The sequence below is a fragment of the Paracoccus sp. TD-10 genome (assembly GCF_048270675.1).
Lineage (GTDB): Bacteria > Pseudomonadota > Alphaproteobacteria > Rhodobacterales > Rhodobacteraceae > Paracoccus > Paracoccus pantotrophus.
Map to the genome: position 1 here is coordinate 21,193 of NZ_CP182421.1, position 18,445 is coordinate 39,637.

The window sequence follows — 18,445 nt, forward strand, 5'->3', positions numbered from 1 at the left end:
TCGTGCGTTCTCAGCCGTGAGAATTTGAGGCCGGTCGTGTGCCTTTGGCGTCAAAGGTGCTTTGCTTGAGGATGGCCCCGCCTTCGTCGACCGTTAAACGCAAGACCCGCCCGGAATGACGAAAGGTTAGCCGAAACCGGCCTGCGTCAGCATCAACGCCCTTTTCGCACAGGCTCGTCACCTCTCCGGCGCGCATCCTTTCCTGCAACTGCGCGGGGTCGAGTCCGAAAGCGTTGGCGATCGTGACCGCATCGACCTCGAACCCCTGCGCTGTAACGGTCACCCCAGTCATGTGGCATCGCGCCAGTAGTCGTTCGCGGCGGCGACGGTGGCGAAATGCGTCGCGACCACCTGGCTGACTGCGATCAGCGCCGCGACATCATCGGCATATTCTGGGCGCAGACGGTCGCGCACTGCGGCATCGGGCTGGGTCAGCTTGATCGCCACCCGGGCCAGTTTCACCGCAAGATCATAGCCCTCGGTCGGGGTCTTCGTGATAAGGCTGGGAAGCCAGTCGGACATGGGTATCTCCTTTCGCTGGGGGTTGCGGGATCAGGATGCGGCAGGCGTCACCTTCGGGGTCGCTGAACTGTCCGTTGCGTAGCGCCCAGAAGAAGGCGACCAGCCCGGCAAGGCCCATGCCGATCGACAGCGGGATCAGGAAGCCGATGGTCATAGGGCCTCGCGGTCGATGGCGCGCCAGGCGTGCCAGGTGCCGTGGCCGAGAAGGGGAAAGACCAGAAGCAGCGCGGTAAGGCCGGTCAGGATCGACAGGGCGGTGCCTGCGGTCACGATGGCGCCCCAGGCCAGCATCGGGCGAAGGTTCTGCGCGGTCAGCGCGAAGCTGCGGCCCATCGCGGTCAGTGCATCGCGGCGGGACGAGACCAGCATGGGGAAGGAGAAGACGCTGATCGCGAAGGCGAGGGCTGCGAACAGCCCGCCCACCAGCAGGCCTGTCGCGATCAGCGCCCATCCCCGTGGCGTGGTGAAGGCGTTCTGGAACGCCTCGGACGCGCCGGGGAAGGGTTGAAGCCCGAAGAACAGGGCATAGAGGAGGTCGGCCGCCCTGAGCCAAAAGAGGACGAGGAGGCCAAGGAGAAGGCCAGCCATCGCGATCTGCCCCACCGCGCCGGGTGGCAGGCGCAGGGTGGTCGGCGGCTCGCCCTGGGCAAGGCGGCGGCTTATCTCGTAAAGGCCGACGGCGAGGAACGGGCCGACGATCAGGAAGCCGGACAGCGCGGGCAGGGCCAGGTACAGAAGCCCCCAGGTCGCCAGCGCCCAGATCACTGCCCAGGACAGCGCCACGACTGCAGCCCCGTAGGCGAGGCTTGACCCGGGCGCGCGCGCAAGGTCGCGCCAGCCCTCGGCCAGCCAGTCCAGCGCCACTCGGGCGGGCAGGTGGCGGGCGTGGGGGCTTTCGACCGGGGCGCGTTTCTGAATGGTGGGAAGGGGTTCAAGCATCGGGACCTCAGCAACTGTGCCGGGCGGGGGCGGGGCCGTCGGGCAGGGCGGTGCAGGCGGGCTGCGAGGCGATGGCGGTGACCACCAGGTGGACATTCGCCGCGACGAAGGCCGCGACCACGGCGGCGGCGCCGGCAAGGGCAAGGTGGCGCTGACGGGCGGGGCTCATGGCTTGGCCTGTGGCAGGGTAGAGACGTAGAGGGCGAGAAGGTTGATCTGGGCCGGGGAAAGGCGCTGGCTCCAGGCCGGCATGACGCCGCGGCGGCCGTGGCGCAGGGTGGTCAGGATGGTGGCCTCGTCCTGGCCGTAGATCGCGGATCGGTCGGTCAGCGAGGGCGCCCCGGCCAGAAGCCCGCCGGTGCCGCCGTCGCCGTGGCAGGCGGCGCAGTTCTCGGCAAAGAGGGCGGCGCCAGGGCTGTCGCCGGGGGCCGTGCCCGAGGGCAGGGCAGAGACATAGGCGGCCAGCGCCTGGCGGTCGGCGGGGGCGAGCCAGTCGAAGACGGGCATCTCGGCCAGCCGGCTGTCGTCGGTGGCGTTGATGCCAAGGGTGATCGTCTCGGCCAGGGTTTCGGGGTCGCCGCCCCAAAGCCAGTCGGCGTCGTTCAGCGCCGGAAAGCCGGGACCGCCCTTGCCCGAGGTGCCGTGGCAGGCGGCGCAATTGTCGGCGAAAAGCCGGGCGGCGGCGGGCATGGCCTGGGCCATCAGCAGGTCGTCCGCGGCCAGGGCGGCAAAGTCCGGCTGGGCGAAGCGGGACAGCCAGCCCTGCCGCACCGCGTCCACCGCCTGATAGCCGTCGCGGGCCATGCGGCCCTGGTCCAGCCCCAGAAGGCCGCGCGTGTAATCCCGGCCCGTAGGCCAGGCGGGCAGCAGGACCCAGGCGACGACCGAGTAGAGGAAGGTCAGCAGCAGCGCGATGGCGGCGAGCCTGGGGAAGGGGGTGTTCAGCTCTTGAATACCGCCCCAGTCGTGGCCGGTGGTGTCGTAGCCGGTGACGGGGTCGATGCGGCGGTTGCCGGTGTGGGGGTCGGCACCGGGCAGGGCGTGGGGGTCCGTGGTGTCAGCCATCCGACTGCTCCTGCGGCAGGATCGACCGGGCGGCGCGGTCATGCGCCGCCTTGCGCGAGGGGGCATAGGCCCGGATCGCGACGATCAGCAGGAAGCCAAGCATCCAGATCGGGCCGAAGGTCTTGGCAAGCAGGACAAGGGTATCGTGGCTCATGGCGCGGTGCCTTCCTGGGCCAGATGGGCGGCGGCGGTCTGGGTGCCCAGCGATTGCAGATAGGCGACGACGGCGTCCATCTCGGTCAGCCGGGCGGGGTCGCCGTCAAAGGCGCGCAGGGCCGGGCGGTCGCCGTGGCGGGTGCGGAAAGCCTCGGCCTCGGCGCTGTCGGGGCGGCTTTGCGCCAGCGCGTCGGCCTCGGCCCCCTGGATCATCGCGGCGTCATAGGGCACGCCCAGCCGGGCCAGCACCGCCAGCGCGCCGGCCAACCCCGAGGTGTCCAGGGGCTGCATCAGCCACGGGTATGCCGGCATGATCGAGGCAGGGACCACCGCCCGCGGGTCGGTCAGATGCGCGACCTGCCAGGCGTCGGAGTATTTCCCCCCAACCCGCGCCAGGTCCGGGCCGGTCCGCTTGGACCCCCAGAGCATCGGGTGGTCATAGGCGCTTTCCGAAGCGAGCGAATAGGGGCCATAGCGGTCGATCTCGTCGGCCAGGCTGCGGATCATCTGGCTGTGGCAGGCATAGCAGCCCTCGCGCATGTAGATCTCGCGCCCCGCAAGTTCGAGGGGCGTCAGGGGGCGCAGGTCGGCGGGGATCTCCACCGTCTCGTCGATGGTGAAAAGCGGAGCGATTTCGACCAGTCCGCCGATGGACGCGGCGACGATTATCGCGCCGACCAGGCCCATCGACAGCTTTTCCAGGTTGTAATGCAGGCGCAGGACCATCGGGCTACTCCGCCGGTTGGGCCGCCAGCGGGCGGTCATGGGCCAGGTCGCGGGCGCGGGTCTGGCGCAGGGTGGCGCGGCAGTTCAGGGTGCAAAGCACGGCCCCGGTCAGGAACATCGCCCCGCCGATGGCGCGCAGAAGGTAATAGGGCGCCATCGCCTGGACCGACTGCAGGAAGCTGTAGGACAGCGCCCCGTTCGCGTCATAGGCCCGCCACATCAGCCCCTGCGTGATGCCCGCGTTCCACATCGCCACGACGTAGACGAGGGTTCCCAGCACGGCGAGCCAGAAGTGCCACTCTATCGCGCGGGGCCAGGCCATCGCCTCGCGCCCGGCCAGTTGCGGCACCAGGGTGTAGATCGCGCCGAAGATGATCATGGCGACCCAGCCCAGCGTGCCGGAATGGACGTGCCCCACGGTCCAGTCGGTGTAATGCGAAAGCGAGTTCACCGGGCGGATCGCGAGGAACGAGCCTTCGAACGTGGACAGGCCGTAGAACACGGCGGCCACGAACATGAAGCGCAGCGTGGCGTCGTCGCGCACCTTGGCCCAGGCACCGTTCAGCGTGGCGATGGCATTGCCGGCCGAGGCCCAGCTGGGCACCAGCAGCATGACCGAGAAGGTCATCCCCAGCGTCTGCACCCAGTAGGGCAGGGCGGTGTAGTGCAGGTGGTGCGAGCCGACCCAGATGTAGAAGAACACGATCCCCCAGAAGGACAGGATCGACAGGCGGTAGGACCAGATCGGCCGGCCCGACCGGACGGGCAGGAAGTAATACAGCATCCCCAGGAAGCCCGCCGTCAGGAAGAAGGCCACCGCGTTGTGGCCGTACCACCACTGGATCATCGCATCCTGCACGCCCGACCAGACGGTATAGCTTTTCGCCCCGGCCCAGCTGACCGGCAGGGCGATGTTGTTGACGATGTGCAGCATCGCCACGACCAGGATGAAGGCCATGTAATACCAGTTGGCGACGTAGATATGCGGCTCGGCCCGGCGGGCGAGGGTGCGGAGGTAAAGCGCGAAGTAGATCACCCAGACCACGACCAGCCACAGGTCGGCATACCATTCCGCCTCGGCATATTCCTTGGACTGGGTCGCGCCCATCAGATAGCCGGTGACCGCCCAGGCACAGAACAGGTTATAGCCGATCAGGATGACCCAGGGGCTGACCGCATCGGCCAGCCGGGCGCGCGAGGTGCGTTGCACCACCCAGAACGAGGTCGCGATCAGCGCATTGCCGCCGAAGCCGAAGATGATGCCGGTGGTGTGGACCGGGCGCAGGCGGCCGAAGCTGGTCGCAGGCCAGGGCGGTGTCGCCTCTGGCCAATAGAGCAATGCCGCGACCCAGACGCCCGCGACCATGCCGATCATCGCCCAGGTCAGCGTCATCCAGATGCCGAAACGGGTTGGGCCATCGTCGTAGCGGCTGGCCCGGTCAAGGCCAGCAGGTGCCACATCGTAAAGCGCCCCGCCCAGCCGGAATACCAGGCCCAGCCCAAGCGCCAGCGCCATGGCTCCATGGACCGCCATCACCCCGTGCCGCGCCGCCGCAGCAATCGTCAGCCCCCCCAACGCCAGCAGGACGGCAAGGCCAATGCCGATCCGCCGTTCCACCGTGGTGAGCGAGGCCTGCATGGTCAGACAAACTCCTCTTCCAGCCGCAGGTCTGGGCGCAGTGCAATGTCTGCCAGCGTCGAGCGGTCGAGATCGGCCAGGAAAGCCGCCTCGGCCGCGCGCAACCGCGCCTTCAGGCGGCAGCGGCCGTCGATGGTGCAATCTCCGCCACCGGCCGCGAAGCATTCGACAAGCGGCTGCCCTTCCTCGAGCAAGCGGATGATGGAACCCAGCCGGATCTCGCCAGCAGGGCGGGCCAGCATCGCCCCGCCGCCGCCACCGCGCCGGGTTGTGACATAGCCGGCTTGGGCAAGTTTCTGGATGATCTTCGTCAGGTGGTGCCGCGACAACCCAAAGTCCTCCGCCAGCTCAGCGGTCGAGAATCCCCGGTCCGGCGCCCCCGCCATACGCATCAGCATCCGCAATCCGTAATCTGTGAACGAGGTAAGGCGCATGATCGATCCTGAATCAGTATTTACAATACCAATTAACAGGCCTAGACAGGATTGCAAGCCAAACCGGAGTTCCGGACATGACCTTCAACCCGCCGCCCGTCGCGTCGGCCCGACCGGCGATCACCGCCGCGCTGATGGAAGAGACCGGCCTCGATGAGGCGATCCTGCGCACTCTGGTCCATCGCTTCTACGACCGGGTCCGGGCCGATGAGGTGTTGGGGCCGGTCTTCGCAGCGCGCATCACCGACTGGGGCCCGCATCTTGAGCGTATGGTGACCTTCTGGTCCTCGGTCGCGCTGATGACCGGGCGCTACCACGGCGCGCCGATGCCGGCCCATGCCACGCTGCCGGTAAACTGGGCGCATTTCGACCGCTGGCTGGACCTGTTCCGCCAGACCGCGACCGAGGTTTGTCCGCCCGCCGGGGCGGCGCATGTGATCGAACGCGCGGAACGCATAGCGCGATCGCTGCACATGGCGGTGGAAGATACCGCCCGCGGCGCCGGGATGACGCCGTCGCTTCGCTGAAAGGAAGGAGTCCCTTCATGACCCAAGGCCTGCACACTGACGATCCCGCCGCGCTGACCCGTCACATCGAGTCCCGGTTCCACGCCCGCCACCGCGAGCAGTTGCCCGCATTGGCCGCTCTGGCCGAAAAGGTCGAGACGGTGCATTTCGGCGACGACCATGTGCCCGAGGGTCTGGCCGACCTCTTGCAGCGGATGATCGGCGCGCTTGAGGTCCACATGAAGAAGGAAGAACTGATCCTGTTCCCGGCTATCCGCAAGGGCGGCGGCCCAGCGATCGGCACGCCGATTGCGGTGATGCGTGCCGACCATGACGACCACGCCCAGGACGTGGCCGAGATCCGCCGCTTGACTGGCGATCTTGGCCTGCCCGAGGGGGCCTGCCGCAGCTGGACCGCGCTCTATGTTGGCCTCGGCGAATTTATCTCTGATCTGGAAGAGCATATCCGGCTGGAGAACGACGTGCTGTTCCCACCTTTCGAGACAGAGGCCGCCCATGTCTGATCCGTCGCTGCCACGCGCCACGCGCGAGATGGTGGAACGCCGCCGTAACTTGGCGCCCGGGGCCGAAGATGCCTTCCGCGCCTTTTCCAAGGCCATCTTTGCCGAAGGCGCGTTGAACAAGCGCACCAAGCAGCTGATTGCCGTGGCGGTTGCCCATGTCACGCAATGCCCCTGGTGCATCGAGGGCCATGTAAAGGCCGCACGGAGCGAGGGCGCCAGCCCCGAGCAGATCATGGAGGCGATCTGGGTCGCCGCCGAGATGCGGGCAGGGGCCAGCTATGCCCATGCGCTGAAGGCCGTGCAAGCCATGGGCGACGGGGCGGACTGATGCCTGCGGTTCCGCCCATCCCCGGCGCCGCCGCCGACCGGATTCGGGTCAAACGCATCTACCGGGCGGCACGGGTGTCAGACGGCAATCGCGTACTCGTCGACCGGCTTTGGCCGCGTGGCATGTCGAAAGACCGCGCCCGCCTGCATTCCTGGTGCCGCGAGATCGCGCCCAGCGATGAGTTGCGTCGCTGGTACCACGCCCACCCCGACCAATGGGAGGACTTTGTGGCCCGCTATCGCCATGACCTGACCCTGAAGGACGATCTCGCCCGTGATCTGGCCAGCATGGCGGTCGATGGTGTGCTGACCCTGCTGTTCGCCTCAAGCGCCGAGACGCGCAACAACGCCACCGTGTTGCGTGACCACCTGCGACAACATCTTGCGAACAAGGGGGATCCCGATGCCCGGCCCTGACCAGAGACCCGCCCTGCGCACCCCCCTTTGTGATCTCCTGGGATGCGAGGTACCCGTACTCTTGGCAGGCATGGGCGGGGTCGCCCGTGCCGAACTGGCGGCGGCCGTCGCCCGCGCCGGGGGCTACGCCATGCTGGGGATGGTGCGTGAAGATCCGGACCTGATTGAGGCCGAGATCACCGCCTATCGCGCGGCGACCGACCGGCCCTTTGCCGTCAACGTGATCCCGTCTGCAACCGATCCGGCGCTGTTGCAAGCCCAGATCTCGCGATGCCTTGATCTGGGGGTGCGGGCCTTCACCTTCTTCTGGGATATTCGGCCAGAGGTCATCGCGCAAGTCAAGCGCGAGGGATGCCTCGTGCTGCATCAGGTGGGCACCCTTGCCGCCGCCCGCGAGGCAGAGGCGGCCGGCGCCGACGTCATCATCACGCAGGGGATCGAGGCCGGTGGCCACGTCCATGGCCGCACCGGCGCCTTCGCCCTGGCCGAGGCGGTGCTGGACGGCTCCCGGATTCCCGTCGTGGTGTCCGGCGGCATCACGACCGGCCACGGGCTCGCCGCCGCGCTGATGCTGGGCGCGCAGGGTGTGCAATGTGGCACGGCCTTTCTGGCAACCAAGGAATCCTGGGCGCATGACTACCACAAGGCGCGGGTGGCGGCCGCCAACGTCGACGATACTGTGCTCACCGATGTTTTCGTGTTGAACTGGCCCAAGGGCGCAGCGGTGCGGGTGCTGGGCAACAGCGTCACCGCCGGGCTGGACGGGCAACTGATGGGCCACGATCCCGCCACGCTGCCGCGCGTGGTGATTGCCCATGACAGCGGTCAGCCGCTGCTACGCTACAGCACCGACTCTCCGATGCGGCACACCTCTGGTGCGCTGGAGGAGATGGCGCTGTACGCCGGGCAGGGTGTCGGCACGATCCGCAACGTGGTGCCGGCGGCGGACCGGCTGCGCCAGATCGTCGATGAGGCGCGGGATTGCCTTGCCCGGCCCGGCCCGCGGCCATGACCTCGGACTCCGAAGCCCCGGGCCGCTATGCCTCGCCGCCCTGCATGGCGGCCGAGGTCGACCCGGCCTATTTCGATCCGCTGGCTGTCGACCCCGAACAGGCGCGCGACGTCGTGCGCTGGCGCCGCGCCGAGCGCACGCGGCTGCGGGCCGAGCGCGACGCCCTGTCCGTGGCCGATCGGCAGGCCGCCGGGGCGGCGATTGTCGGCCACCTGGCCGACCTGCTGCGAAAAAGGTTCGGCACGATGCGGGGGCGGGTGTTCTCGGGCTACTGGCCGATCAAGGGCGAGCCGGACCTGCGCCCGCTGCTGGCAGCCCTGGACGCCGAAGGTGCCCTGGTCGCCCTGCCGCTGGTCGAGGTGAAGGCCGCGCCGCTCGTGTTCCGGCGCTGGACGCGCAAGACCCGGATGGTGCGTGGCGACTGGAACATTCCCGTCCCGCCGCCCGAAATCGCGCTGGCCCCGGTGGTGGGTTGGACGGCTGAGGGTTTTCGTTTGGGTTATGGCGGTGGCTATTTCGACCGCACGCTGGCGGCCTTGTTGCCGCGCCCCTTCACCATCGGCATCGGCTTTCAGTCGGCCCGTCTGGCGACGATCTACCCCCAACCGCACGACATCGCGCTGGATGCCGTCGTGACCGAGGCAGGCATCGCCGTCCCACCATACGGGACGTGAGGTGTGAAGACGTGCCCCGATCGGAACCGGTTTCCCGACACCTGGGCAGATTGCGGTGGCATCTCGCAATAGGTCACACCGGCAGATCGCTGCCGTTGACGATCGCTTCATGTCGCCTGGGATGGCGACTAATCCTCCATTCCTCGCCGGGGGCTGCGACCACTTCGTCTGAAGCACTTACCTTGAGCAAGCGAGGCTCGGCGCCTCGCGTGCTCGCGACTCACTCTGCGGTCAATCATGGGTCAATGGCGGCCGAACCTCTAAAACTTCCAGTTGCCGTGTTTCGTCATCCCGCGTGACCCACGAGATCGTCGCTCCCGGACTGAGGCCAAGCAGGGCAACACCTACCGGGGTGAGGACAGAGATCCGCCCTTCCTCGATGTTGGCATTCTCGGGATAGACCACCGACACTGTATGCTCGCGAGCCATGTCCAGATCACGGTAGGTCACCACACTTCCAATCGTTATGACATCATCACGCATCTTGTTCGGAGCAACCAGCTTCGCACGTGCGATCTCGTCGATCAGGCGCTCGCCAACCTCGGGGGAGCGCCTCATCACGGAGGCAGCCAGCGCCTCGAGGCGGCCGACCAGAGTCTTGTCCAGATGGATCTTTGGTAGCCGCGTTGATGCAGGGTTTGAAACCTTTGTCATGTTCGTATCTTTCTCGGTTGTCATGTTTTTGGGGATATCAAGAGGCCCAATGTTTTGCCTTTTGGAAGTGTCTCAGGCTTGAATTCTGTCGACACTGAGTAGATGCGCGCGACGGAAAGTCCCGTCCGCCTGAAGGAATGGAACCCGAGTGTCAGCTTTCATGCCGATCAAGGTTGCACCCAACAGAGACCCGACGTGAATGCCGATGTCTTCCTCGGCGAATTCGTCGTAATGGAAAAGTCGTCCCGTCTGTCGCTCCTCGTCATCGATTGCTGTCGCGTAGCCCTTAAATGGGCTCTGCCTCAATCTGTGTGGCGGAGGGGCAGCATTCTTGCCCTCAACAGTTCTGGCCCGGCTCGGCCGTACATGGCGCGTTTGAGGGTCTTCAGACGATTAATCTGACCTTCTGCTTGGCCGTTGCTCCAGGGCATCTCGATAGCGTTTTTTACCGCATCGAAATCCCGGTTCAATGTGCGTGCGAAGCGCACGATGGGCGCCAGGTCGGTTTCGATCGCGTCGTCGATCCATGCAGGGAGCGGGTCTGCCTCGCGGCCACGCAGGATACCGTTGAACCGCATGACGAGGCAGCGCATCGTTGCGAAGGCGGGAGAGCCAGCCTTGAGCGCATCGACTTTCCGCGCCTGATCCGGGGTGAGTTTTCCGCGGGGTTTGATACACAGCGCTGCCGCGATGACCGGGGAGATCGCGTGCCCCGTTTCCGGGTCCCGGACCGGTTCCAGGATCTGGTGCTCCAAGGCAGGGCCCTTCGCTTGCTTTTCGGCTCTGCGCCACCCCGCCAGCAGCCGCTGCAAATGCGTCGGGCTCCCCTCGTAGCCACGCTCTCGGATCAGACGGAACAGGGCGCTTCCAGTTCGAATTCCGCCCTTCCAGCTTTGGCTCAGGAACTCTTCAAAGTACGTAAGCTCCCGGTGAGGACCGTCTGACGCTGAAGGTGGGATGGATGTAGGAGGCTGAAGCTATGGACACCCATAGCTTCAGTTCCCAAGTCGAGGTTCTCTCGGTGACCGATAGTGGTCGGCGGCGTCGCTGGTCGGCTGCCGAGAAGATCCGTATCGTCGAGGAAAGCCTGTCGCGCCCGCGCAGCGTGGCGCTGACGGCGCGGCGTCACGATATCTCTCGCGCGTTGCTGACGCGCTGGCGGAAGGACTATCGCGAGGGCCTTCTCGGAAATGAGCCTGCCCTGACCTTTGCGCCGGTGATGATTGCTGCCGAACCTGTGCCTGTATCGGTATCACCTGCGGCAGAGCTGGAGATCTCCGATGCCGTCACAGTCGCGATCACACTGGTGAATGGCCGGCACCTCGTGGTTCCTGCGGGAATTGACCCGGTCATTCTGGCGCGGCTGCTTCCGGTGCTGGACAGCGCATGATCGCCTTTCCGGCGGGGGCGCGCGTGTGGATTGCAGGCGGGGTGACGGACATGCGGTGCGGGATGAACAGCCTGGCGCTGAAGGTCCAGCAGGGCCTGGGTCGCGATCCGCACGGTGGCGAGATCTTCTGCTTCCGGGGGCGCAAGGGTGACCTGATCAAGGTGTTGTGGCACGACGGGGTCGGCATGTCGCTGTATCTGAAGCGGCTGGAGGCGGGGAAGTTCATCTGGCCGGTGAGCCAGAATGGCTCAGCCGTTCCGGTTTCGGCGGCGCAGCTCGGCTATCTTCTGGAAGGAATCGACTGGCGCAATCCGCGCTGGACGCAGCGGCCTGCCTCGGCGGGTTGATAGCCAAAATACCCTTGTTTTATTGGACTATTCCGGGGTTTCGTGATAGGTCTTCGGCATGTCGGAGACCACCTCGGAGATCGCTGTTCTGCGCGCCGCACTCGCCGCGGCAGAGGCTCGCGCATCTGCCGCAGAGGACGCCTTGGTCGCCGCCAAGGGGGAGTTGACCCAGGTTCAGGCGATCGTCTCGGCCTCTGAAGACATGATCCGGCACCTCCGACTGCAGATCGCCAAACTCCGCCGCGAGCAATATGGCCATGGTGCCGAACGCCATGCCCGGCTGATCGAGCAACTGGAGATGCAGCTCGAAGACATCGAGACCGACATTGCCGATGACCGGGCCAAAGCCGAGGCGACGGGCCCGAGGGCGATGGTCGCGGCCTTCGAACGCCGCCGCCCAGCCCGCAAGCCGTTCCCCGGGCATTTGCCCCGCGAGCGCGTCGTGGTTAAGGCGCCGACTTCCTGCACTTGCTGCGGGTCCTCGCGCATCGTGAAGATGGGCGAAGACATCACCGAGACGCTGGAGGTGATCCCGCGGCAGTGGAAGGTCGTGCAAACCGTCCGCGAGAAGTTCACCTGCCGCGACTGCGAGAAGATCAGCCAGCCGCCAGCGCCGTTCCACCCGACACCCCGGGGCTGGGCCGGCCCGAACCTGCTGGCCATGGTGCTGTTCGAGAAGTTTGGCCAGCATCAGCCCCTGAACAGGCAGGCCGAGCGCTATGCGAAGGAGGGCGTCGAGATCAGCCTCTCGACCCTGGCCGATCAGGTCGGGGCCTGTGCCGTGGCGCTGCAGCCGCTCCACGATCTGATCCGTGCCCATGTCCTCGGCGCCGAGCGATTGCATGCTGACGACACGACCGTGCCGCTGCTGGCCAAAGGTGGCACGCAAACCGCCCGGCTCTGGACCTATCTGCGGGATGACCGGCCCTTTGCCGGTGGGGCGCCGCCGGCAGCGCTCTATTACTTCTCAACCGACCGCAGGAAAGAACACCCGACCCGTCATCTGGCGGGCTGGACCGGCACCCTGCAAGCCGATGCCTATGGCGGTTACAACGACCTCTACCATGCCAGCCACAGGCCCGCGCCGGTGCTGAGCGCGCTGTGCTGGTCGCATGCCCGGCGCAAGTTCTTCGAACTGGCGGATATCAAAGCCACAGCCCGCAAGGGCAAAAAGGTGGCCGTAGAGATCTCGCCCATCGCGCTGGAGGCCGTCAAACGCTTCGACGCCATCTTCGATGCCGAGCGCGAGATCACCGGCCTGACCGCCGAGGCCCGCCATGACGCCCGTCAGCGGCTGGTGCGCCCGATGGTCCAGGATCTGCACAACTGGTTGCGGACCGAACGCGCCCGAATGTCGAAGCACAACCCCGTCGCCAAGGCGATCAACTACATGTTCGAGGAGGACGGCCGCTGGGACGCCTTCACCTGCTTCCTCGATGATGGCCGCATCTGCCTGACGAACAATGCGGCCGAACGTGCCCTCCGCGGCATTGCCCTCGGCCGCAAGGCTTGGCTCTTCGCCGGATCTCCGCGCGGTGGCGACCGCGCCGCCTTCATGTACTCCCTGATCGTCACGGCCAGGATGAATGACGTCGACCCGCAGGCCTGGCTGGCCGATGTCCTTGCCCGGCTGCCGGACATACCCCTGTCGCGCCTGCCGGAACTTCTTCCCTGGAACTGGTCGCAAATACCGCAAAGGAGGGCCGCATGACCCTGATCGCCCGCCTCCGGATCCTTCTGAACGACGTCGATCCTCAGCCGATGCGCCATATCGAGGTGCCGCTGAAGATCAGGCTCGACCGGCTGCATGAGGTGGTCCAGGCGGCGATGGGCTGGACGGACAGCCATCTCTACGAATTCCGGGCCGGTGGCGCCGGCTGGGGCGTGCCCGGTCCGGACGGATTCTACGACGGCCCGATGCCCGCGAAGAAGGCGACGCTGCAGAAGGTGCTCGAGGATACCGGCGTCAGGACGCTCCAGTATGTCTACGACTTCGGCGATGACTGGGACCACAGCATCCGGATCGAGCGGGTCACCGAGGCCAGCCCGGGCGTGACCTATCCAAGGCTTCTGAAGGCCAGCGGGGCCTGCCCGCCCGAGGATGTCGGCGGTGCTCCGGGCTACGAGGAATTCCTCGAAGCCCTCGCAGATCCGGACCACGAGCAGCACGACGACATGGTCGGCTGGTCAGGTGCATCCTTCGATCCCGAAGATGCCAGGATCGACAGGATCGTCGAACGCTTTGACCAACTCGCGAAGAAATGGTCCCCGCGGCCCGGCAAGCCCAAAGCACCCAAGCCCACTCCCTGAGCACGGACACCCGTCCGCGGCCTACGCCGGATGGTTACCAAAGTACCACGGCGAAGTCGGCTTCAAAGCTGCCCGCCTGCGGTCCGGCGGCGTCTCGAACTGCAGCCATTTCGCGATGCTGCGACGAGGGAACCCTGTTCGCCGCCCAATCTCGCTGCAGGTAAGCCCCTGATTTCGAAGCGCATGGATGGTGGTGAAAATCTCTTCCCGAGACGTCCTGTGCGCAAGGCGGGACTTCAGAAGGCTTCCCTCTGCGGTGATATTGTCGGCGTCGGACAGCAGCGCCCTGCCGGTCGCACGGCCGTGAAGGTTCATCTGCTCCTCGATAGCCTGCCGCAGGTTCTGCACGATATGAAACCGGTCGGCGACCTGTTCCGCTTGCGGCGCGCCTTGCCGGGCAGCCTGGGCGTAGAGACCGCAGCGATCTCTGCTGATCACTTCCACCTCGGGATGTCGTTTCAGCCAGTCGGTGCAGGTGACCACATCACGATCTTCGAGAACATCGATGACCGCGCGACGCTCCAGATCGACGATGATCGTGCCGTAGGTCTGCGACTTCCGCCAGCTCCAGTCGTCGATCCCGATGACGGTCGGCGGCTCGGCAGTGTCTTGAGCACGGTTCTTCAGCTCCCTAAGCACCGTGTCATCACTGACCCCAAGGCCCAAGCGGTGCAAGAGCCGCTCGGCAGGCCGCCCGCCGGTCGCGTGCCCAAGATGGCTGACAATTTCCCCGACACGCGAAGTGCGCCGCGCAAAAGGACGCGCAATCGAGCCGATCTGGTCCGAGAAAGTCCGGCGCGGGCAGGCGGGTGCCAAACATCGCCAACGGCAAACCCAGAGGGTTACCGTAACCCCGTCACCATGGGCGGGATAATCCTGCAGCCGCCTACGCCGCCAGCCGTGACGACGTCGCGATTGCAATCCACAGTCTGGGCAGATGCCGTTTGGTGTCAGACTGCCGGATACAGTCCACCCGCCGGAATCGCGCCGCTCAACGCTTTGAACGGAAACATCGCTCCCGGGCGACCAGTGCTTCCTTGAAATCATCACTATCCCTCCTGAATCTTCCCGTTCTCAGGATAGTGCGCCACACAGATTGAGGCAGAGCCGATTTAGGGGCAACGCGACACCGACGCTCGCCGCTATTTGCCGCGCGCGCTAGAACCCGTGAAGTTGCTCAGCAGCAGCTCGACCACGCCGTTCTACGCGAAAGATAGACCTACCCGAGGTCAGCGAATAAGGATTGCGCGGAAATCATTGACGTTCGTGCCGGTTGGTCCGGTCACATGGAAGTCGCCGATGGTGGAGAATGCGGTATAGCTGTCGTTGCGATCCAACATTTCGCGCGGATCGATTCCAGCGGCGCGCAGACGTCGCACTGTCGTTCCGTCGGCGAAAGCGCCGGCATTGTCCTCGGAGCCGTCGATGCCGTCCGTATCGGCCGCCAGAACCTCGATGGCGTGGCCGTCGATGGCAAGCGCCATGGCGAGCGCGAATTCACCGTTTCGGCCGCCCCGCCCGCCCCTTCCCCGCAATGTCACCGTCGTCTCGCCGCCGGAAAGCAGCACGGCCGGTCGCGAAAACGGGCGGCCGCGCGCCAGCACCTCGCGGGCGATCGCGGCATGGACGAGCGCCACGTCGCGCGCCTCGCCTTCCATCGCATCCGATAGGATCACCGGCATGACGCCGCGGCCCCGTGCCTCGTCCGCAGCAGCCTCCAGCGAAACACGCGCCGAGGCGACGATGTGATGCTCGTGTCGGGCGAAGACCGGATCGTCGGGCATCGGTGCGTCGGCCGCCGGCCCGTTCAGATGCGTCATGACGGCGGCCGGCAGATCGAGGCGGTACTGCGCGACGATCGCCAGCGCATCCGCACGCGTCGAGGCGTCGGGGATCGTCGGGCCGGATGCGATGGCGGCAGGATTGTCGCCCGGAATGTCGGAGACCAGCAGGCTGACGACGCGGGCGTGGGTCGCGGCAGCGAGCCGCCCGCCCTTGATGCGCGAGACGTGCTTGCGCACCATGTTCATCGCCGAGATCGGCGCGCCGGAGGCGAGCAGCGCCTCGTTGACGGCGATCTCGTCGGCGAGAGTGAGCCCTTCGGGCGGCGCCGGCAGCAACGCCGATCCGCCGCCGCAGACCAGCGCGATGAGGAGATCGTTTTCCGTCAGGCCGGAAACCAGATCGAGGAGCCGCGCGCCGGCTGCAAGCCCGGCCTCGTCGGGAACCGGGTGCGCCGCCTCCAGCACCTCGATGCCACGCGTCTCGCAGCCATAGCCGTAGCGCGTCACGACGATGCCGGTAAGTGGGCCGGGCCAGAGCGTTTCCAGCGCCGCCGCCATCTGTGCCGCGCCCTTGCCCGCCCCGATAACGACCGTGCGGCCGCTCGGCGGCGGCTCCGGCAGGTGGGCGCGGATGCCGGTCAGGGGATCGGCCGCCTGGACGGCTACGTCGAAGAGGGCGGCGAGGAAAGGCTTGTCCATCGCTCAGTCCCGCGGTTTGCCGGTGAAGGGGCCATGAAGGCCGAGTGCGCCTATCAGGGCGGCCTGCCGATTGACGTCCAGCATCACGCCGTCGCCCATCGCCGCGCAGAGTGCCTGCCGCTCTTCTGCATCTGCCGCGGCGGCAAGGCGCGTCCAGAAATCATGGAGTCGACCGGCCATATCGGCGAATTGCTTCACGACGTCCGCATCCTCGGCAACGCCCGCCAACGTGCCGGCGGAAACGCCGCCGATGCCGTGGATCGCGCGGCCGGGCACGGCGGTATAGCCATCGGGGAGATCACCCTTGAGATTGCCCACGCGACGGAAGCGGATCGCCTCGAGGATCTGGTCTACGGCCTGTTTCGCGCCCGCCACCCGCGACGGATGGTCGGTGTCGGCTACCGCATGCGGCAGAACCAGCAGGCGGCCGGCATGGCGTTCCACCAGCGGCAGATAGGGGGCGAGTGGGCCGGAGACCGCGCCGGTCGCGGCGTCTCTGAAGATGTCGGCGTCGATCGCGGCGAAACGGATGCGGCCGTCGCCCATCGCGGTGTCGAGGGCTGCGGCGTCGACCAGTTCGCCGCGATCGAAATTGACGAGCGTCGCGCCGGGGCTGACCGCATCGAAGATCGCATCGCCGACAAGGCCGGCATTGGCGAAGCGCCCGGTCGTGGCATCGGCCGCGCCGAGGCCGAGATGGACGGAAACGATGTCGGCGCCGGCGGACGCCTCGACGGGCGTTGCCGCGTAACGGAAGCCTTCGGCTTCGATCCAGCGGCGATGCCGCTCGCGGGCATAGATCACAGGCCGCATGCGGAAGGCATCAGCAAGGCGCGCGACCTCGCGGCCGATATTGCCGTAGCCGAGCACGGCGATGCGTCTGCCTTCCAGCTTCCCGGTCGGGAAATCCTTGAGGTCGCGGCCCGTATCGAAACGGCCGGACACGGAGCATTCGTGCAGCAGGTCGAACGGCAGATCCGGCAGGAAGCGCAGGATCGCCTTCATCACCATCTGCGCGGTGGCGCGGCTGTTGATGCCGGGCGTGTTCATCAGCGGCGCCGCGCCGCCGGCACCCGATCCGCCGCCCCAGGAGCGGGAGTGCATGTTGCCCGTGCCCGCCCCGATCCGAACGCCGCCCTCGGGGAAAACGGTGTCTGCCGGCACGACGGTCGCCGCAGCGATCACCGCGTCGTACAGGCCATCACCCGCTTCGGCGACGAGGTCTTCGGCGGTGTTCAGGTCCGGCCGGTAAACGAAGTGGATACCGCCACCGCCGATGTCAGCAGCGACGATGCCGTCGCCATCGTGGAACGTGCAGCAGGCCTGCTCGACGTGTCTGCGCACCTCGGAGCAGTCCGGCCGGCCGTCAGGCCCCGGCCGCAGGCCCACCAGGTCGCAGATGAGGATCCGGTAGGTCCGGCGGGCGTCAGTGTCATACATGGTTTCGTCTTCCTCTCGGCCGGTCGCTGCGGTGCGTCAGGCTCAGTTCACCAGATCCGGATCGGTCCGGATGATCCAGTCGTAAATGGGCTGAAAGTGTAGCCACCCCATGAAGGGCGTCGCAAGGTGCTTGGCGGAATGGGCGGCCTTTTCCGGCGCGACCAGTTTCAGCGGCGAGCCGGTCGCCTCCGCCTTCAGCTGGATTTCGCAGGCGCGTTCCAGCGCAATGAACCACCAGGCGGCCTCGTCGATGCTGTGACGCCCGACGCTGAATAGCCCGTGGTTCTGGTGGATGGCGACCTTAGCGTTGCCGAAGGCATTCGCGACGCTGTTGCCGGCCCCCTTCTCCACCACCACGGCGCCGGCCTCCTCGGTGATCACCGCCTGATGACCGTAGAAGCCACAGGCGGTCTGGGTGATCGGATCGAGCGGACGCCCGAGAGCCGCCCACGCCATGCCGTTGACGGTGTGGGCATGGCAGGAGGCCACGATGTCGGGATACGCTTCGTGGATCGCCGAATGCAGCACGAAGCCGGCGCGATTGACGGCCCAGGTGCCCTCCACAACCTTGCCGGCATGATCGACGAGGATGAGGTCCGAGGCTCGCACCCGCGAGAAACTCATGCCGAAGGGGTTGGTCCAGAACAGGTCGTGGTGCTCGGGATCGCGCACCGTGACGTGACCCGCGAAGCCGTACTCGAACTTGTAGCGGCCGAAGATCCGGCAGACGGCGGCCAGCCGCTCGCGGCGGTGCTGGCGTTCCTCCGCCAGCGTATGGAAGACCGGTTCGCGGGGGAAGTGCAGGCCTTCCTGATCGGGTTCGTAGATCGATTTCTTCTGCTGTGCGGTCGGCATGGAAATCCTCCTTCGCTGGTCGGCG

Annotated in this window: 24 protein-coding genes and 2 pseudogenes; 10 read left to right on the forward strand and 16 right to left on the reverse strand. The window is 66.6% G+C overall.

All coding sequences use genetic code 11. From position 1 onward, the window contains the following. Nucleotides 1–10: 10 nt before the first annotated feature. Genes ACNKFW_RS22310 through ACNKFW_RS22355 form a run of 10 tightly spaced genes read right to left on the reverse strand, consistent with a single transcriptional unit; the run spans nucleotide 11 to nucleotide 5,481 of the window. A complete protein-coding gene (locus ACNKFW_RS22310; RefSeq protein WP_168776695.1) occupies nucleotides 11–292 on the reverse strand; it encodes a DUF6522 family protein in 282 nt (93 codons plus the stop codon). Beyond that, nucleotides 289–522, reverse strand: coding sequence for a hexameric tyrosine-coordinated heme protein (locus tag ACNKFW_RS22315; protein ID WP_168776694.1), 234 nt, complete (start codon nucleotides 520–522; stop codon nucleotides 289–291). The genes ACNKFW_RS22310 and ACNKFW_RS22315 overlap by 4 nt, the downstream gene beginning before the upstream one ends. Next, nucleotides 470–676 carry a cbb3-type cytochrome oxidase assembly protein CcoS gene (gene ccoS, locus ACNKFW_RS22320; protein WP_168776693.1) on the reverse strand — a complete coding sequence of 69 codons (207 nt, stop codon included), beginning with the start codon at nucleotides 674–676 and terminating at the stop codon, nucleotides 470–472. Before ccoS ends, ACNKFW_RS22315 begins: the two co-directional genes overlap by 53 nt. Next, complete coding sequence (locus ACNKFW_RS22325) at nucleotides 673–1,461, reverse strand: DUF2189 domain-containing protein (RefSeq protein ID WP_168776692.1); 789 nt, start codon at nucleotides 1,459–1,461, stop codon at nucleotides 673–675. Before ACNKFW_RS22325 ends, ccoS begins: the two co-directional genes overlap by 4 nt. A gap of 7 nt (nucleotides 1,462–1,468) precedes the next feature. Further along, a complete protein-coding gene (locus ACNKFW_RS22330; RefSeq protein ID WP_168776691.1) occupies nucleotides 1,469–1,630 on the reverse strand; it encodes a hypothetical protein in 162 nt (53 codons plus the stop codon). Then, nucleotides 1,627–2,526 carry a cytochrome-c oxidase, cbb3-type subunit III gene (gene ccoP / locus ACNKFW_RS22335; RefSeq protein WP_168776690.1) on the reverse strand — a complete coding sequence of 300 codons (900 nt, stop codon included), beginning with the start codon at nucleotides 2,524–2,526 and terminating at the stop codon, nucleotides 1,627–1,629. Before ccoP ends, ACNKFW_RS22330 begins: the two co-directional genes overlap by 4 nt. Beyond that, nucleotides 2,519–2,680: a cbb3-type cytochrome oxidase subunit 3 gene (locus tag ACNKFW_RS22340; protein WP_168776689.1), complete on the reverse strand. Its 162-nt coding sequence runs from the start codon at nucleotides 2,678–2,680 to the stop codon at nucleotides 2,519–2,521. The genes ccoP and ACNKFW_RS22340 overlap by 8 nt, the downstream gene beginning before the upstream one ends. Then, nucleotides 2,677–3,408 (reverse strand): cytochrome-c oxidase, cbb3-type subunit II, encoded by a 732-nt coding sequence (ccoO, locus tag ACNKFW_RS22345; protein WP_168776688.1) that lies wholly within the window; start codon nucleotides 3,406–3,408, stop codon nucleotides 2,677–2,679. Before ccoO ends, ACNKFW_RS22340 begins: the two co-directional genes overlap by 4 nt. A gap of 4 nt (nucleotides 3,409–3,412) precedes the next feature. After that, nucleotides 3,413–5,047 carry a cytochrome-c oxidase, cbb3-type subunit I gene (gene ccoN, locus ACNKFW_RS22350; protein WP_168776687.1) on the reverse strand — a complete coding sequence of 545 codons (1,635 nt, stop codon included), beginning with the start codon at nucleotides 5,045–5,047 and terminating at the stop codon, nucleotides 3,413–3,415. A 2-nt stretch (nucleotides 5,048–5,049) separates the two neighbouring features. Then, complete coding sequence (locus tag ACNKFW_RS22355; protein ID WP_168776686.1) at nucleotides 5,050–5,481, reverse strand: Rrf2 family transcriptional regulator; 432 nt, start codon at nucleotides 5,479–5,481, stop codon at nucleotides 5,050–5,052. Nucleotides 5,482–5,558: 77 nt separating this feature from the next. On the opposite strand from ACNKFW_RS22355, the gene ACNKFW_RS22360 reads away from it, so the two are divergent. The 6 genes from ACNKFW_RS22360 (at nucleotide 5,559) to ACNKFW_RS22385 (ending at nucleotide 8,941) form a co-directional block, all read left to right on the forward strand. Next, a complete protein-coding gene (locus ACNKFW_RS22360; RefSeq protein WP_418025957.1) occupies nucleotides 5,559–6,008 on the forward strand; it encodes a group III truncated hemoglobin in 450 nt (149 codons plus the stop codon). 17 nt (nucleotides 6,009–6,025) lie between these two features. After that, on the forward strand, nucleotides 6,026–6,511 hold the full coding sequence (locus tag ACNKFW_RS22365) for a hemerythrin domain-containing protein (protein WP_418025959.1): 486 nt from the start codon (nucleotides 6,026–6,028) through the stop codon (nucleotides 6,509–6,511). After that, the gene (locus ACNKFW_RS22370; RefSeq protein ID WP_418025961.1) at nucleotides 6,504–6,839 is read left to right on the forward strand and encodes a carboxymuconolactone decarboxylase family protein; all 336 of its coding nucleotides are present in this window, start codon (nucleotides 6,504–6,506) and stop codon (nucleotides 6,837–6,839) included. Before ACNKFW_RS22365 ends, ACNKFW_RS22370 begins: the two co-directional genes overlap by 8 nt. Next, nucleotides 6,839–7,255, forward strand: a complete 417-nt coding sequence (locus tag ACNKFW_RS22375; RefSeq protein ID WP_418025963.1) for a DUF488 domain-containing protein — start codon at nucleotides 6,839–6,841, stop codon at nucleotides 7,253–7,255. The genes ACNKFW_RS22370 and ACNKFW_RS22375 overlap by 1 nt, the downstream gene beginning before the upstream one ends. Before the next feature lie 70 nt (nucleotides 7,256–7,325). Beyond that, nucleotides 7,326–8,267 carry an NAD(P)H-dependent flavin oxidoreductase gene (locus ACNKFW_RS22380; RefSeq protein ID WP_418025980.1) on the forward strand — a complete coding sequence of 314 codons (942 nt, stop codon included), beginning with the start codon at nucleotides 7,326–7,328 and terminating at the stop codon, nucleotides 8,265–8,267. After that, nucleotides 8,264–8,941 carry a 5-formyltetrahydrofolate cyclo-ligase gene (locus tag ACNKFW_RS22385; protein WP_418025965.1) on the forward strand — a complete coding sequence of 226 codons (678 nt, stop codon included), beginning with the start codon at nucleotides 8,264–8,266 and terminating at the stop codon, nucleotides 8,939–8,941. Before ACNKFW_RS22380 ends, ACNKFW_RS22385 begins: the two co-directional genes overlap by 4 nt. A 231-nt stretch (nucleotides 8,942–9,172) precedes the next feature. Here ACNKFW_RS22385 and rnk read toward each other — a convergent pair whose 3' ends face one another. Together rnk and ACNKFW_RS22395 are read right to left on the reverse strand one after the other, a co-directional pair. Next, the gene (gene rnk / locus ACNKFW_RS22390) at nucleotides 9,173–9,595 is read right to left on the reverse strand and encodes a nucleoside diphosphate kinase regulator (protein WP_418025967.1); all 423 of its coding nucleotides are present in this window, start codon (nucleotides 9,593–9,595) and stop codon (nucleotides 9,173–9,175) included. Nucleotides 9,596–9,897: 302 nt separating this feature from the next. Further along, a pseudogene (locus ACNKFW_RS22395) lies at nucleotides 9,898–10,512 on the reverse strand (transposase); the annotation flags it as partial. A 62-nt stretch (nucleotides 10,513–10,574) separates the two neighbouring features. On the opposite strand from ACNKFW_RS22395, the gene tnpA reads away from it, so the two are divergent. Genes tnpA through ACNKFW_RS22415 form a run of 4 tightly spaced genes read left to right on the forward strand, consistent with a single transcriptional unit; the run spans nucleotide 10,575 to nucleotide 13,642 of the window. Beyond that, nucleotides 10,575–10,985 (forward strand): IS66-like element accessory protein TnpA, encoded by a 411-nt coding sequence (gene tnpA, locus ACNKFW_RS22400; protein WP_120441954.1) that lies wholly within the window; start codon nucleotides 10,575–10,577, stop codon nucleotides 10,983–10,985. Then, complete coding sequence (gene tnpB, locus ACNKFW_RS22405) at nucleotides 10,982–11,332, forward strand: IS66 family insertion sequence element accessory protein TnpB (protein WP_112312267.1); 351 nt, start codon at nucleotides 10,982–10,984, stop codon at nucleotides 11,330–11,332. The genes tnpA and tnpB overlap by 4 nt, the downstream gene beginning before the upstream one ends. 58 nt (nucleotides 11,333–11,390) lie before the next feature. Further along, nucleotides 11,391–13,043: an IS66 family transposase gene (tnpC, locus tag ACNKFW_RS22410; RefSeq protein WP_418025969.1), complete on the forward strand. Its 1,653-nt coding sequence runs from the start codon at nucleotides 11,391–11,393 to the stop codon at nucleotides 13,041–13,043. Continuing rightward, nucleotides 13,040–13,642 (forward strand): plasmid pRiA4b ORF-3 family protein, encoded by a 603-nt coding sequence (locus tag ACNKFW_RS22415; protein WP_418024716.1) that lies wholly within the window; start codon nucleotides 13,040–13,042, stop codon nucleotides 13,640–13,642. Before tnpC ends, ACNKFW_RS22415 begins: the two co-directional genes overlap by 4 nt. 39 nt (nucleotides 13,643–13,681) lie before the next feature. On the opposite strand, the pseudogene ACNKFW_RS22420 reads toward ACNKFW_RS22415, so the two are convergent. From ACNKFW_RS22420 to ACNKFW_RS22435, 4 genes and pseudogenes are all read right to left on the reverse strand, one after another. Further along, nucleotides 13,682–14,689: pseudogene (locus ACNKFW_RS22420) on the reverse strand (ISL3 family transposase); the annotation flags it as partial. A 182-nt stretch (nucleotides 14,690–14,871) separates the two neighbouring features. Beyond that, the gene (locus ACNKFW_RS22425; RefSeq protein ID WP_116171239.1) at nucleotides 14,872–16,125 is read right to left on the reverse strand and encodes a glycerate kinase type-2 family protein; all 1,254 of its coding nucleotides are present in this window, start codon (nucleotides 16,123–16,125) and stop codon (nucleotides 14,872–14,874) included. 3 nt (nucleotides 16,126–16,128) lie between these two features. Continuing rightward, nucleotides 16,129–17,565, reverse strand: coding sequence for an NAD(P)-dependent oxidoreductase (locus ACNKFW_RS22430; protein WP_048600084.1), 1,437 nt, complete (start codon nucleotides 17,563–17,565; stop codon nucleotides 16,129–16,131). 42 nt (nucleotides 17,566–17,607) lie between these two features. Then, entirely contained in the window at nucleotides 17,608–18,420 is an 813-nt protein-coding gene (locus ACNKFW_RS22435) for a class II aldolase/adducin family protein (protein WP_123130462.1), read from the reverse strand. Between the last annotated feature and the right edge of the window lie 25 nt (nucleotides 18,421–18,445).

Coding starts and splice junctions, on each gene's coding strand:
- ACNKFW_RS22310 (WP_168776695.1), bottom strand. CDS start 292: ATGACTGGGGTGACCGTTACAGCGCAGGGGTTCGAGGTCGATGCGGTC.
- ACNKFW_RS22315 (WP_168776694.1), bottom strand. CDS start 522: ATGTCCGACTGGCTTCCCAGCCTTATCACGAAGACCCCGACCGAGGGC.
- ccoS (WP_168776693.1), bottom strand. CDS start 676: ATGACCATCGGCTTCCTGATCCCGCTGTCGATCGGCATGGGCCTTGCC.
- ACNKFW_RS22325 (WP_168776692.1), bottom strand. CDS start 1,461: ATGCTTGAACCCCTTCCCACCATTCAGAAACGCGCCCCGGTCGAAAGC.
- ACNKFW_RS22330 (WP_168776691.1), bottom strand. CDS start 1,630: ATGAGCCCCGCCCGTCAGCGCCACCTTGCCCTTGCCGGCGCCGCCGCC.
- ccoP (WP_168776690.1), bottom strand. CDS start 2,526: ATGGCTGACACCACGGACCCCCACGCCCTGCCCGGTGCCGACCCCCAC.
- ACNKFW_RS22340 (WP_168776689.1), bottom strand. CDS start 2,680: ATGAGCCACGATACCCTTGTCCTGCTTGCCAAGACCTTCGGCCCGATC.
- ccoO (WP_168776688.1), bottom strand. CDS start 3,408: ATGGTCCTGCGCCTGCATTACAACCTGGAAAAGCTGTCGATGGGCCTG.
- ccoN (WP_168776687.1), bottom strand. CDS start 5,047: ATGCAGGCCTCGCTCACCACGGTGGAACGGCGGATCGGCATTGGCCTT.
- ACNKFW_RS22355 (WP_168776686.1), bottom strand. CDS start 5,481: ATGCGCCTTACCTCGTTCACAGATTACGGATTGCGGATGCTGATGCGT.
- ACNKFW_RS22360 (WP_418025957.1), top strand. CDS start 5,559: ATGACCTTCAACCCGCCGCCCGTCGCGTCGGCCCGACCGGCGATCACC.
- ACNKFW_RS22365 (WP_418025959.1), top strand. CDS start 6,026: ATGACCCAAGGCCTGCACACTGACGATCCCGCCGCGCTGACCCGTCAC.
- ACNKFW_RS22370 (WP_418025961.1), top strand. CDS start 6,504: ATGTCTGATCCGTCGCTGCCACGCGCCACGCGCGAGATGGTGGAACGC.
- ACNKFW_RS22375 (WP_418025963.1), top strand. CDS start 6,839: ATGCCTGCGGTTCCGCCCATCCCCGGCGCCGCCGCCGACCGGATTCGG.
- ACNKFW_RS22380 (WP_418025980.1), top strand. CDS start 7,326: ATGGGCGGGGTCGCCCGTGCCGAACTGGCGGCGGCCGTCGCCCGCGCC.
- ACNKFW_RS22385 (WP_418025965.1), top strand. CDS start 8,264: ATGACCTCGGACTCCGAAGCCCCGGGCCGCTATGCCTCGCCGCCCTGC.
- rnk (WP_418025967.1), bottom strand. CDS start 9,595: ATGACAAAGGTTTCAAACCCTGCATCAACGCGGCTACCAAAGATCCAT.
- tnpA (WP_120441954.1), top strand. CDS start 10,575: ATGGACACCCATAGCTTCAGTTCCCAAGTCGAGGTTCTCTCGGTGACC.
- tnpB (WP_112312267.1), top strand. CDS start 10,982: ATGATCGCCTTTCCGGCGGGGGCGCGCGTGTGGATTGCAGGCGGGGTG.
- tnpC (WP_418025969.1), top strand. CDS start 11,391: ATGTCGGAGACCACCTCGGAGATCGCTGTTCTGCGCGCCGCACTCGCC.
- ACNKFW_RS22415 (WP_418024716.1), top strand. CDS start 13,040: ATGACCCTGATCGCCCGCCTCCGGATCCTTCTGAACGACGTCGATCCT.
- ACNKFW_RS22425 (WP_116171239.1), bottom strand. CDS start 16,125: ATGGACAAGCCTTTCCTCGCCGCCCTCTTCGACGTAGCCGTCCAGGCG.
- ACNKFW_RS22430 (WP_048600084.1), bottom strand. CDS start 17,565: ATGTATGACACTGACGCCCGCCGGACCTACCGGATCCTCATCTGCGAC.
- ACNKFW_RS22435 (WP_123130462.1), bottom strand. CDS start 18,420: ATGCCGACCGCACAGCAGAAGAAATCGATCTACGAACCCGATCAGGAA.